The organism is Mannheimia sp. ZY171111 (genome assembly GCF_017750945.1).
Lineage (GTDB): Bacteria > Pseudomonadota > Gammaproteobacteria > Enterobacterales > Pasteurellaceae > Mannheimia > Mannheimia pernigra.
Window position 1 is genome coordinate 1543432 of sequence record NZ_CP046532.1, and the last position, 13410, is coordinate 1556841.

At 37.7% G+C, this 13410-nt stretch carries 14 protein-coding genes; 8 read left to right on the forward strand and 6 right to left on the reverse strand.

From position 1 onward, the window contains the following. The first annotated feature begins 17 nt into the window (after positions 1-17). Positions 18-1220 carry an NAD(P)/FAD-dependent oxidoreductase gene (locus GM698_RS07455; protein WP_176812804.1) on the forward strand — a complete coding sequence of 401 codons (1203 nt, stop codon included), beginning with the start codon at positions 18-20 and terminating at the stop codon, positions 1218-1220. A 50-nt stretch (positions 1221-1270) separates the two neighbouring features. Here the strand turns inward: GM698_RS07455 and infA are convergent, their stop codons facing one another. Together infA and GM698_RS07465 are read right to left on the reverse strand one after the other, a co-directional pair. Continuing rightward, positions 1271-1489, reverse strand: coding sequence for a translation initiation factor IF-1 (gene infA / locus GM698_RS07460; RefSeq protein WP_025217878.1), 219 nt, complete (start codon positions 1487-1489; stop codon positions 1271-1273). A 110-nt stretch (positions 1490-1599) separates the two neighbouring features. Further along, positions 1600-2259, reverse strand: a complete 660-nt coding sequence (locus tag GM698_RS07465; protein WP_176808947.1) for a YtjB family periplasmic protein — start codon at positions 2257-2259, stop codon at positions 1600-1602. Between the two features lie 85 nt (positions 2260-2344). Here GM698_RS07465 and serB point away from each other — a divergent pair, with 85 nt between their 5' ends. The 3 genes from serB to GM698_RS07480 all read left to right on the forward strand — a co-directional run bounded on the left by serB (position 2345) and on the right by GM698_RS07480 (position 3955). Then, positions 2345-3208, forward strand: a complete 864-nt coding sequence (serB, locus tag GM698_RS07470; protein WP_209289187.1) for a phosphoserine phosphatase SerB — start codon at positions 2345-2347, stop codon at positions 3206-3208. Between the two features lie 14 nt (positions 3209-3222). Continuing rightward, a complete protein-coding gene (locus GM698_RS07475) occupies positions 3223-3714 on the forward strand; it encodes a YajQ family cyclic di-GMP-binding protein (RefSeq protein ID WP_176812802.1) in 492 nt (163 codons plus the stop codon). A gap of 73 nt (positions 3715-3787) precedes the next feature. Then, positions 3788-3955, forward strand: coding sequence for a DUF5363 domain-containing protein (locus GM698_RS07480; protein ID WP_159631133.1), 168 nt, complete (start codon positions 3788-3790; stop codon positions 3953-3955). Between the two features lie 47 nt (positions 3956-4002). Here the strand turns inward: GM698_RS07480 and GM698_RS07485 are convergent, their stop codons facing one another. Beyond that, entirely contained in the window at positions 4003-5091 is a 1089-nt protein-coding gene (locus tag GM698_RS07485) for a hypothetical protein (RefSeq protein ID WP_209289188.1), read from the reverse strand. Positions 5092-5284: 193 nt separating this feature from the next. Then, complete coding sequence (mdh, locus tag GM698_RS07490; RefSeq protein ID WP_209289189.1) at positions 5285-6247, reverse strand: malate dehydrogenase; 963 nt, start codon at positions 6245-6247, stop codon at positions 5285-5287. A 194-nt stretch (positions 6248-6441) separates the two neighbouring features. Here mdh and argR point away from each other — a divergent pair, with 194 nt between their 5' ends. From argR to GM698_RS07510, 4 genes are all read left to right on the forward strand, one after another. Beyond that, the gene (gene argR / locus GM698_RS07495; RefSeq protein ID WP_209289190.1) at positions 6442-6903 is read left to right on the forward strand and encodes a transcriptional regulator ArgR; all 462 of its coding nucleotides are present in this window, start codon (positions 6442-6444) and stop codon (positions 6901-6903) included. Positions 6904-6950: 47 nt separating this feature from the next. Next, on the forward strand, positions 6951-7847 hold the full coding sequence (locus GM698_RS07500) for a TIGR01777 family oxidoreductase (RefSeq protein ID WP_209289191.1): 897 nt from the start codon (positions 6951-6953) through the stop codon (positions 7845-7847). Between the two features lie 44 nt (positions 7848-7891). Continuing rightward, positions 7892-10090, forward strand: a complete 2199-nt coding sequence (gene uvrD / locus GM698_RS07505) for a DNA helicase II (RefSeq protein ID WP_209289192.1) — start codon at positions 7892-7894, stop codon at positions 10088-10090. Positions 10091-10264: 174 nt separating this feature from the next. Further along, positions 10265-11086 (forward strand): dihydroorotate dehydrogenase, encoded by an 822-nt coding sequence (locus GM698_RS07510; protein WP_209289193.1) that lies wholly within the window; start codon positions 10265-10267, stop codon positions 11084-11086. A 69-nt stretch (positions 11087-11155) separates the two neighbouring features. Here the strand turns inward: GM698_RS07510 and adk are convergent, their stop codons facing one another. Continuing rightward, on the reverse strand, positions 11156-11800 hold the full coding sequence (adk, locus tag GM698_RS07515; RefSeq protein WP_176808937.1) for an adenylate kinase: 645 nt from the start codon (positions 11798-11800) through the stop codon (positions 11156-11158). Positions 11801-11940: 140 nt separating this feature from the next. After that, entirely contained in the window at positions 11941-13233 is a 1293-nt protein-coding gene (locus GM698_RS07520) for an MFS transporter (RefSeq protein WP_209289194.1), read from the reverse strand. Positions 13234-13410: the final 177 nt, after the last annotated feature.

Consider the following 13410-nt stretch of genomic DNA (forward strand, 5'->3'; position numbering starts at 1 on the left):
AAAGGTACAAACGTCTAATGCAAAAATTTGATACCATCATTATTGGTGCAGGGGCAGCAGGGCTATTTTGTGCTGCCCAATTAGGGCAAGCAGGCAAAAAGGTGGCAGTGCTAGACAGTGGTAAGAAAATTGGACGTAAGATTTTAATGTCGGGTGGCGGTTTTTGTAATTTTACCAATTTAGAGATTGGTGCTGGAAATTACCTTAGCCAAAACCCTCATTTTGTAAAATCTGCCCTATCTCGTTATACCCAATGGGATTTTATTGCCCTTGTTGCCTCTTACGGCATACGCTATCACGAAAAAGAGCTAGGCCAGCTTTTTTGTGATGAAAGCTCGCAGCAAATTGTCGATTTATTACAGGCAGAATGCGATAAAGGCAACGTCGAAATCTTTTTACGACAAGCGGTCATTTCTGTCGAAAAATTTGCAAAAGATTTCAAAATTTCGACCGCTAGTGAAGAGTTTCAAGCTGAGCATTTAGTGATTGCCACAGGTGGATTGTCTATGCCTGCACTTGGAGCAAGCCCGTTTGGTTATCAAATTGCTGAGCAGTTTGGCATTCCAGTGGTTTCCCCTCGTGCAAGCTTGGTGCCTTTTACTTGGAAAGAGAGTGATAAATTTTTTACCGAGCTTTCAGGGATTGCAATTCCCATTACGGTTTCTGCTAACGGAAAAAGTTTCAGTAATCAAATGCTGTTTACCCACCGTGGTTTATCTGGGCCTGCGATTTTGCAAATTTCCAATTATTGGGAACTTGGCGGAACCGTCGAAATTGATTTGCTGTCTAGTCATTCAGTTGTAGATATTTTAGCCGAACTTCGCCAATCTTCAGCGAAATTGCAGTTAAAAACCGTATTGGCTCGTTATTTTCCGAAAAAATTAGTCGATATTTGGTTGGATCAAAAATTGCTAGCGGACAAAGTAATTGCGGATCTCAGCAAAAAAGAGTTGACCTTTTTAGAACAATTTATTCATCATTGGCAGTTCTTACCGAATGGAACGGAAGGCTATCGTACAGCGGAAGTTACCAAAGGTGGCGTGGATACCGATTACATTTCCTCCAAAACAATGGAAGCGAAAAATGTAGAAAGGCTTTACTTTATTGGTGAAGTGCTTGATGTAACAGGCTGGCTTGGTGGCTATAACTTCCAATGGGCGTGGTCATCTGCTTTTGCTTGTGCGGCGGGGATAATTGAAAAGGCTAAAATCCAAGCCTAAAAATAAAGGCGAACCTGTTAGCGTTCGCCTTTATTTTTTGATGATACAAATTATCTCGCACGGAAAATAATACGTGCTTTGCTTAAGTCATATGGTGTCATCTCAACAGTGACTTTATCGCCCGTTAAAATACGAATGTAATTTTTACGCATTTTACCCGAAATGTGGGCAGTAACTACGTGTCCATTTTCTAATTCCACTCGGAACATTGTATTTGGTAAGGTTTCTAAAATCGTACCTTGCATCTCAATGCTATCTTCTTTGGCCATTTATTCCTCTTTTTGAATTTTATTTTTTATACGATGCCGTTTGGCGAAAAACGGCGGATATTATACGCTTATTTGCTTAAATTACAATCGTTTATCACTTTTATAGCGAACTATTTACGTTTTGGCAAGCGTCGACGTGAGTGAAACCGTTGGGTTTGGGTTTTTACATCACTGATAGTAGGTTTTGGTGATATCTGTAGATGATGAATTCTCCGGCGGAAATAGTAATGTACGCTACTTGCCAATAATACACCAGTTAAAAGCAGAATAATGATTTCACCATAAAGTTGGTGGAATTGTTGCTCTACTCGTGCTTTGGTTGTTTGCCCATATTCAGCATCAAAAGTCACACGTAAAAAGCCCACTAACGTTTGTTGAGCGAAAATAGGCTCCACAATTTGCTGAGTTTTGTCAGCTTGTTCAGACGTTAAGAGTGTTTTTAACTCTTTTGCATTCTGGCTTTGTGCAAGTAGAACGCCTTTGGATGAATAAATATTTGCATCAATAATAAAATCTTCTTTAGCAAAGCCATCTAAGACGGCGGTTAGTTCGTCACTCTTTGCATTTTTTACCAATAAAAACGAAAAAATGTTAGCTTGTTGGCGAACTAATAAATGCGAAAGGTTTGATACTTGGTTAATACTAGCTAATTGTGAGCCTAATTTAAATTGATTTACGCCCATTAAAATAACCGCCACAATTGCTACGCAGAGTATGGTTATACTGGCTAGTAGAAGTGTTTTGATTATTTTTTCACGAGTAATATACATAGCATTCCTCTTAAAATGATGCGTGATTGTAGCACGGTTTTCTGATAGATTAATGCAGTAAATTTAAACCACTTAAAATAAGACGATGGCAAATACAATTTTTATTTATTCTAAAACCTTAAACGAGCGTGAAATTGAGCAATTTTCCCAGCAAGCGAATGCAAATTTGTTGAAACAAGCGGTCTATTTAGACTATAAAATTGCATATTTTTCGACAAATTTGACCGCGTGTGAATTGCGTGAAACGGCTCAACAAGTCAATGCGGATATTAGCGATCTCAATATTATTCCAAATCTCAATCAAGCAGGCTTGTTGTTGATGGATATGGACTCCACGGCAATTAAAATTGAGTGCATTGATGAAATTGCTAAGCTTGCTGGTACGGGTGAGGTGGTTTCTGCGATCACCGCAAGTGCAATGCGTGGTGAATTAGATTTTGAACAGAGTTTGCGTAAGCGAGTTGGCACGCTTGAAAATGCGTCTGAATCCATTTTGCAAAAAGTGCGAGAAAATCTACCGCTTATGGATGGCTTTGAAGAAATGGTTTCAATTCTAAAGGAAAATGGTTGGAAACTGGCTATTGCTTCTGGCGGATTTGATTATTTTGCGGATTATCTCAAAGAAAAATATGGGTTAGATTTTGCCGTATCAAACCAACTAGAAATCCTAGAAAGCAAATTAACAGGCAAAGTGCTGGGTAAGGTGGTGGATGCCGAATTTAAAGCCGAAACGCTACGCAACTTAGCGGACAGATTTAATATTCCTCAAAATCAATGGGTTGCGGTAGGTGATGGGGCAAATGATTTACCGATGTTAAAAACAGCGAGTTTAGGTGTTGCCCTACACGCCAAACCAAAAGTACAAGAACAAGCGAATTTTGTGGTAAACTTTGCCGACTTAACCGCATTATGTTTATTACTAAATGCGAAGAATTTATTTCAACATTAATATGGAGAGAAAAAATGCCATCATTTGATATTGTATCTGAAATAACGATGCACGAGGTGCGTAACGCAGTAGAGAATGCAAACCGTGTGTTAAGCACGCGTTATGACTTTCGCGGTGTTGAAGCGGTTATTGAGTTAAACGAAAAAAATGAAAGCATTAAATTAACTACGGAATCAGACTTCCAATTAGAGCAGTTGATTGAGATTTTAATTGGCTCTTGTGTAAAACGTGGCATTGAGCATAACTCATTAGATATTCCAAATGAGAGCGAACATCACGGCAAGCTTTACTCTAAAGAGATTAAGCTCAAACAAGGGATTGAATCGGATATGGCGAAGAAAATTACGAAGCTGATTAAAGATTCAAAAATCAAAGTTCAAGCTCAAATTCAAAGTGAGCAAGTGCGTGTAACGGGCAAATCGCGTGATGATTTACAAGCGGCTATTCAATTGGTAAAAGGTGCTGATTTAGGGCAGCCTTTCCAGTTCAATAACTTCCGTGATTAACTAGAAAGACAAGCGGTGATTTTTTGCAAATTTTTTGCAAAAAATCACCGCTTGTTAAATGTTGGAGAAAATTATGAGTAAACAAGATGAGAAGAAAAGTTGGTTTAAAAAAGCCCGCGAAAAATATAATAATTTTTGTGATGAGTTAGGGGTGAATCAAGGTGCCTGCCGTGGTTGTGTGCCAGTAGTCAAGTTCGACCCTGAGTCTGAAAAAGAAGAAAAATCTGAAAATAAAGAGTAAATAAATCCCCTTGAATTTTTATTCAAGGGGATTTTGTTTACGTTAGATTAGTATCGAGTAATTGCAGCGATTCCATGGGTTGGATTCATTTCTTTTAAGCTGCCGTTGTCGACAAATTTTACTCTACCAGAAGTTTCTAATACTTTTTCAATCATTTCATCTACGATATCTTCATAAGTATTTTCAGTATGCTCAAATGAACCTTCAAGTTCAGTTAAGTTTCGGCCATCTTCGCTTACATTAGCGGCGATATGTAAATCTTCTTCAACAATTAATGTTTCAACTCGGCCATCAATACAAGCTTGCCATACTTCATCTAATCCACCAACGAAGAGATTATTACCTTTTGCTGAGCTAATCTCTTCAAATATTTTTTGGCGTTCTACGTGTAATGCATCTTTAATTTGTGGCCAAATGTTTTTTGCTAATTCGTGCTCATTCTCATTACTTAAACCACTATTAATATAAAGCATAATATCATCACTATTGCGAGCGCCATCTCTGAAATGCCCGATGTTGCGATCTACACCTACAACAACAATTGGTGCGGGTGTTTGTTTTTGAGCTTCAATTAATGCATCGCCAATCTCTTTCATATGATCAGTTACAATTTGATCTCTAACATGGCTGATATCTTGACCAGGACTTGCAGATGCAATGACATTTTCCAGAGAGAATGGGAAGCCGTGATCATTTACTTCATCTAAAATATCTTTATGCCCAACAAATAATCGGGTACCGTTTTCACTTAACACGGTAAGTAAGTAAAGTGGGCTACGATTTAAGGCATAAACTAAGTCACGTGTAACAAAGTTGTCTTCAATGCTTGCACGTTCTGGTAGGCGGAATGGTAATTTGTACGATGCACTAAATTCATTATTTGCAAAAATAACTAAACCGTCTAAATTATGTTGATGATCTACTTCATCAGCTAAACGTTGAATATTTTCAACAATATTAATTGTTTCACGTTTTCCAAACTCTGACTCTAATCGAGTGACAGCGTCTTGTACTAGATTTTTTAAACGAATAGCATCTTTTTCATTATCTGGTGCGGTACGGTTTGTTGGTAAGGTAATAGTCACACTTGGATATGAATGTTTTGCTTGGATTTCCTTAATTTGTTTTAAATTCATTTAATACTCCTTATTATTTTATGGATGTGTTAAAAAATTGTAAGCGCTTGTTATTGTGGACTTATATTATTTTTAAAAGTTCATAAAAAATTGAAAATTAAGCGTGATTGCATTATTTGAAACAAATTAGGGCGTTATCTTTAAGCCCTTAAAAAAATAAGGGCTGGTATTTCAGCCCTTGTAAATAATGTAATTAAGCGTCTTTATTGAATTTTTGACCTAATTTAATTTCATCATCTAATACTGGAATTAACTGCTCCAATTGAGCTTTCTCAAAATCGCTGAGTTTGCCAATTGGTAGAACATCTTCCACGCCATTTTTGCCCAAGCGAATTGGGTAGGCAAAGAATGCTGGTGATGTTTCTCCATTCGCATTATCAACATAAGCGTAGCGAATAACATCTTCACCCGTTAATGCTCTTACTAATCCAAGTGTAAATTCTGCCCCCGCTTGTGCCATTGATAATGTTGCTGAACCACCGCCTGATTTCGCTTCAACAACCTCCGTTCCTGCATTTTGAATGCGATGGGTTAATTGTTCAATTTGTGCTTGTGTGAATTCAAGTTTTAAACCATTTACGGTTGCTTGAGAAAGTAATGGAAGAATAGTTGTGCCAGAATGTCCACCAATAACAGGCACTTTTACATATTTCACATTGACATTTTTAGCTTCAGCAACAAATGTATGAGCACGAATCACATCTAGTGTGGTGACTCCAAAGAGTTTATTTTTATCGTAAGCCTCTGCTTTTTTCAATACTTCAGCGGCAATTGGAATAATAGTATTAACAGGGTTAGTAATAATCGCAATACAGGCTTTTGGACAAATTTTTGCTGCTTTTTCCACTAAGTTATGTACTATAGTTGCGTTAGTGTTAAATAAATCAGCACGTGTCATACCTGGTTTACGAGCTATACCTGCAGAAATTACAACCACATCTGCGTTCTTTAAGGCTTCTTTTGGGTCTTCGCCTGCATAACCTGTTACGTTAACATCGGTTGGAATGTGGCTTAAATCGACAGCAATTCCTGGTGTGATAGGGGAAATATCATAAAGAGATAATTCAGATTTAGCAGGTAAATTGAGTTTTAACAATAATGCAAGAGATTGACCAATGCCACCTGCAGCACCTAAAAGAGCGACTTTTTTACACATAAATTTCTCCTAATAAATTATGGAAGTTTAGATTCGACTTAAGTGTAAGACAATTTTTTTAGTGATTCAAACGGCAAATCCTATTTTTGAGACATACAGCAAGTTTTTATTTGATTTTCTAACAGTTTATTGATTTATTTGAATAGATAAGCAAGAATAATGAATAATTTTAGATTTTTATTAAGAGAATAAATGTGGATAAGATAGATAATTTATCAGAAGTGTTTAAGTCTTTATTGCGAGAAGAAAAATTTAGCTCCCAAAGTGAAATTGTCACAGCATTACAAGAAATGGGCTTTGATAATATTAACCAATCAAAGGTCTCTCGTATGTTATCAAAATTTGGTGCAGTGAGAACACGTAATACCAAGATGGAAATGATTTATCAGCTCCCAGTAGAATTAAGCGTGCCAACCACATCAAGCCCACTTAAAAATTTGGTGGTAGATATTGACTACAACGATGCGTTAATTGTGGTTAAAACCAGCCCTGGAGCTGCTCAGCTTATTGCCCGTTTATTAGATTCAATGGGAAAAGCAGAAGGGATTTTAGGCACTATTGCAGGCGATGATACGATTTTTATTACGCCAGTACGTAGTGTTCTAATTGAAGATTTAATTAAAAATATCACGGAGCTATTTGAAACATCACTGTAGGTAACGAAAGGGCAATTTTGCCCTTTTTCATTTTAAGGAGTTAATCAATGAAAATTCTGATCACAGGTGGTACAGGCTTTATCGGTACTGAATTAGTCAAAAGGCTAGCTTTTGAAAATCATCACTTGACACTTTTAACTAGAGATAAAAATGTGAAAAGTGACGATAAACAGATTGAGTATTGCTATTCTCTGGATAAATTTGTTGATCTAAATGAATTTGATGCAGTGATAAACCTTGCGGGTGAGCCGATTTTCGATAAGCGTTGGACAGAAGAATATAAACGACAGTTAATTGAAAGCCGAGTTGAATTAACAAATAAACTGAGTGAACTCATTAATCGTAGTAGCAATCCACCCCATACTTTCCTTTCTGGTTCGGCAATCGGTATTTATGGTGATTTACCGCCATCTGCAAATTTTTATACAGAATCAACCGCTTGTTATTCAGATTGCTTTACTCACTATTTATGTCAACAGTGGGAAGCCGCTGCTTTAAAGGCTGAAAGTGAGCAGACAAGAGTCTGTTTGATTCGAACTGGTATCGTATTTTCTCCAGAAGGTGGGGCATTAAGTAAAATCTTACCAATTTATCGATATGGATTAGGCGGTAAATTGGGTTCAGGCAAACAATATTGGGCGTGGATTAGTTTACAAGACCATGTGCAAGCGGTTATTTTTTTATTAAAAAATGCAAAATGCTCAGGTGCTTATAATTTTGTTGCACCAAATCCTATTAGAAATGCTGAATTTAACCGCATTTTAGCAAGCGCAGTTAATCGCCCTGCCTTCTTTAGCGTACCTGAATTTGCTTTAAAATTGGGATTAGGCAAGCGAGCTTGTTTGGTGTTAGATAATCAACAGCTTATTCCTGAAAAACTAGTAACAGAAGGTTTTGAATTCAACGATCCAATTTTAACTGAGAAAATTTTCTTAAAGCCTTAAATTGATCTATAATGCTGTATAAAAGCACATATTAAAGGGTGGTTATGGATTTCTCATTATTATTAGATGGTTTGAATGACAAGCAAAGAGAGGCTGTTGCAGCGCCTATCGGGAATTACTTGGTACTCGCAGGGGCAGGATCGGGAAAAACGCGTGTTTTAACCCATCGCATTGCGTGGTTAATTGGCGTGGAAAATGTACCTGAATCTAACATTTTGGCAGTAACTTTTACTAATAAAGCGGCAGCAGAAATGCGACATCGTATTGAGCATACGCTTGCTCAATCGGGGGAGAGTCGCCTATTTGGTATGTGGGTAGGCACTTTTCATAGCATCTCTAACCGTTTATTACGTTCTCATTATTTAGATGCAGATTTACCGCAAGATTTCCAAATTATGGATACCGAAGATCAGCAACGTTTACTGAAACGTTTGTTGAAATTGCATAATATTGATGAAAAACATTTTCCACCTAAACACGTTGCGTGGTACATCAATGCACAAAAAGATAAGGGCAAGCGTGCTAAAGATATCGAACATCATAATGATCCGAATGAGAAGAAGCTGGTTGAGATTTATCAGATATATCAAGATGCGTGTGACAGAGCAGGTTTATTAGATTTTGCCGAACTACTTATTCGAGCTTACGAATTATTCAAATATAAACCTGCGATTTTACAGCGTTATCAGCAGCGTTTTCAGCAGATTTTAATTGATGAGTTTCAAGATACCAACAATATTCAGTATGAGCTGATTCGTGTGTTAGCAGGTGATGTCGGCAAGGTGATGATTGTAGGCGATGATGACCAATCTATTTACGGCTGGCGTGGAGCACAAGTGGAAAATATCCAGCGTTTTTTAAAGGATTACCATAATGCTCAAACCATTCGTTTGGAGCAGAACTACCGCTCAACGAGCAATATTTTAACTTGTGCGAATGAATTAATTGCGAATAACGATAATCGCTTAGGCAAAAATTTATGGACAGACAGCGGCGATGGAGAGCCTGTTGATATTTACTGTGCGTTCAATGAGTTGGATGAAGCTCGCTTTGTGGCTTCACAAATCAAACAATGGAAAGAAGATGAAGGCGATCTTGCTGAATGTGCAGTGTTATATCGCAGTAACAGCCAATCTCGTGTGATTGAAGAAGCTCTAATTCAAGCGAATATTCCCTACCGTATTTATGGTGGTATGCGATTTTTTGAACGCCAAGAAATTAAAGATGCTTTAGCTTATTTACGTTTGATTGCTAATCGTCAAGATGATGCTGCCTTTGAGCGTGTGATCAACACTCCAACTAGAGGTATTGGTGATAGAACGTTAGACACACTTCGTCAAATTACCCGTAATCGTCAACTCACTTTGTGGCAAGCGATTCAACTGGCGGTGCAGGAAGAACAACTTTCAGGGCGTGCAGCTTCTTCGTTACTCCGTTTTGTTGAGTTGATTAATGCCTTAGATCAAGAAACCGAGCAGATGCCGTTAGCTGAACAAACTGATTATGTCATTAAAAAATCAGGTTTGTATGAAATGTATAAACAAGAAAAAGGTGAGAAGGGTGAAGTTCGCATCGAAAACTTAGAAGAGTTAGTCACCGCTACCAAACAATTTGTGAAACCTGACGAAGCAGAAGATTTAACGGATTTAACTGCTTTTTTAACACACGCTTCGCTTGAAGCTGGAGAGGCACAAGCTTCCCAACATGAAGACTATGTAGAGCTAATGACGTTACACTCTGCCAAAGGTTTAGAGTTCCCTCGTGTATTTATGGTAGGGGTGGAAGAAGGTATTTTTCCAAGTGGGATGAGTTTTGATGAAGACAGGCTTCAGGAAGAACGCCGTTTAGCCTATGTTGGGATAACACGTGCAAAGAAAAAACTGACTATCAGTTACGCAGAATCCAGACGCTTATATGGCAAGGAAGAACGTCATATTCCTTCTCGTTTTATTGCTGAATTGCCAGAAAAACATATCCGTGAGGTGCGTTTAAGAGGCTCAATTAACCGAGCTGCGAGTTTTAATCAATTGTCCTCATTTGCAAAAAATTCCCCAAAAACGACCGCTTCCATTGTAGATGATGATAGCTGGAAAATGGGGCAGAAAGTCAATCACGCCAAATTTGGGCAAGGTACGATCATCAATGTAGAAGGCTCAGGTGAAGCGACTCGTTTACAAGTCGCATTTGCTGGAAATGGCATTAAATGGTTGATTGCCAAAATGGCAAATTTGGAGACATTATAAAGTAAAAAAGCCAGAAATTCTGGAAAACTATTTAACTCTTATGCGGTGATTTTATGTATAAACTTTTCTCATTTTTTGCACTTGAACACAACGTTTATACCGAAAATTAGTCTGTGTGATAATGATATTTAAGGCTATAATAGCTCCATAATTTTGTCTTTAGGATACTAAATAATGCGTTATAAAGCGGTCTTTTTAATACTGTTCTCTCTATTTTTAGGTACGGCAAATGCAACTTGGAAAAAAATTAGCGATGTCAATTATACTTGGGGGCCGTTTAATATCTACCACATCACACTTTTTAGCGAAACGGGTCGATATGTTGAAGGTACACGTCCGTTAATGCTCACATTACAGTATAAAAAGCCGTGGGAAGGGCGGGATTTTGCTGCGTCTTTGGCAAGATCTTGGCATAATTTAGGCATAAAATTACCCGAGCAGCAGGTTGATGAAGTGATTACTCGCCTTAGGAAAACTTTTCCTGATATTAAGCCTGAAGACACTTTGCATTATATTGCCTTAGAAGATAGAGGTTATTTTATTTTAAACGATCAAATTGTATCCGATATGTTTCATAAGCAATTTAATGATGCGATTGTTGCGATTTGGCTTGATCCTAAAATGGATATTAGTCGCCAATTATTAGATCCATCATATAGACAAAAAGCGGAAGAGCGAAATATGCAAAAAGCGGTAGAGCAGCCAGAGGTTGAAAAATCGCAAGATAATGTTCAAGAAATTAATATAGATACTCATCAAGTAAATCATCAAATAGAAAATCTATCTACCAAAGAGGCAGATAGTAATGCCGCTCAAATAAATAGAGAAGAGACTCTGTCACACGCGAAGTCGGAAAATATTGCGAATAATAAAGAAGAAAATAATTCTGAGAGTAAAACAGAAGAAAAATCTAAAGTCATTAAGATTGAAAACCCTGAGGTTTTGATTTTGCCTATTTATGATGATTTCCTTATGTTAAAAAGGCATAATATTTAATCAACAAGCGGTCAAAAATCTGCAAAAAAATGCAAAATTTTGACCGCTTGTAAATAGTTTATAAGTAAATTAAGCTAAAATTTGCTCTAATGTAGCACTGACTTCTTCAACGGGTTTTGTGCCATCTAAACGCTCATAGCGTGTGTTGCCTGCTTCTGCTTCTGCGGTATAGTATGCAATTAATGGCTTTGTTTGTTTATGATAAACCGCTAAACGCTCTAATACTGTCTCAGCTTTATCGTCTGGGCGGATAATTAAATCTTCGCCAGTTACATCATCTTTTCCTTCCACTTTTGGTGGATTATACACAACGTGATAAGTACGACCAGACGGTTGGTGCACTCGGCGGCCGCTCATACGCTCAACAATGACTTCATCAGCTACGTCAAACTCAAGTACCAAATCAATCTTTACGCCAGACTCTTTTAAAGCGTCAGCTTGTGGAATAGTACGAGGAAACCCATCTAATAAGAAACCTTTTGCACAATCTGGTTGTGCGATGCGATCTTTTACTAACGCCACGGTTAATTCATCAGGCACTAATTTACCTTCGTCCATTAACGCTTTTGCTTGTTTGCCTAATTCAGTGCCTTCTTTAATAGCCGCACGGAACATATCGCCTGTTGAGATTTGTGGAATACCAAAGTTGTTCATAATAAACTGAGCTTGTGTCCCTTTACCTGCACCTGGTGCACCTAATAAAATAATTTTCATTTATAAACCTCAATAACTAAAAAATAATAAATAACTTAGGCAGTAACCTTACCGATTACTGCCTAAAATTGCAAATTTTTTTGGCTTTTTTACCGCTTGTAGACACTTGCAAGCGGTTATATTTTGCGATTATTTTGCTGTTATTGCACTTTATGCCAAGGTGCCACTTTAAACAGCATCAACATTCCTGGAATGCCAAGAAAGAAGCAAAGCCAGAAGAATGGATAATAGCCCATCATTTCTACCAAATGCCCTGTGTATGCCCCTAACATTTTGCTCGGTAAAGCCGCAAGGCTGGTAAAAATGGCTAGCTGCATTGCGGTATAAATGGGATTGGTTTCACGTGCCATAAAAGCAACGAAAGCAGCTGTGCCTAATCCAACACCTAGATATTCTCCAGCCATTACCAAGCCTAATTTCCAAAGCTCAGCCGCACCAATGGTTTCGGTTGGGAAATGTTCAAAGCTCGCAAGATAGGCAAAACCTAAAATAGTGACTAATTGAACTAAACCAAAGAGCCACAATGCACGGTTTACGCCAAGTTTCAGCATTGTTATTCCACCAAGAATACCTCCCCCAATACTACACCAAAGAGACGTCATTTTCACAACACCTGCAATATGTGATTTGGTAAACCCCATATCTAAAATAAATTTGGTTTGCAATGTGGTCGCAAGAGAATCGCCTAATTTATAGAGAAAGATGAACAGAATTAACCCGATTGCTCCTGCAACGCCCTTACGAGTGAAAAATTCCTTAAACGGATCGACAAACGCCATATAAAACGGCTTAGAGCGGTCGATAGGTTTATGATTAGGTTCAGCAGCTATCAGTGTAATGAATAAACAAGGCACTAGAAAGGCTGCAGTAATCAGGAAAACCGTATCCCAAGCGTAATGATCGGCTAAAAATAGCGACAATCCACCTGGGATTAGGCCTGCGATCCGATAAGCATTGACGTGAATGGAGTTACCTAAACCAAGCTCGTTATCGGATAAAATTTCACGACGGAAGGCATCAATGACAATATCTTGTGTAGCAGAAAGAAATGCCAGTAAGAGAGAAAACATTACAATAATAGAAATATCGTTGACAGGGTCAAATAATCCAAAGCTCGCTAAAATGGCTAAAATCCCAACTTGTGAAATAAAAATCCAGCTTTTACGCCTACCTAAAAATGGAGGGAAATAGCGATCTAATAATGCAGCCCATAAAAATTTCCAAGTGTAGGGAAGGGAAGTTAGAGTAAATGCCGCAATGGTTTTAATATCTAAATTCGCACTAGTTAGCCATGCTGGCATTAGCTGAATTAATACAAATAACGGTAAGCCAGAGCAAAAACCCGTATAAATACAAATTAGCATATTCTTAGTGAAAATTTGCTGCCAAATAGGTGGTTTAGGAACAGCATTTTCAGGTGTGTAAGCGGTCATATTTTTCCTAATTTTTGCAAAATGTTGGCAGCGAATATACCACAACTTAAAAGGTTTGACAGTTTTATTGATATCTGAATTTAAGGTGTATTTTTTGATATGAAAATTTTTAATATTTAATGTGAAAAATCTTGTGATGGAAAAGGCAAACCTATCATTGTTTTTTCGATTGGGTTT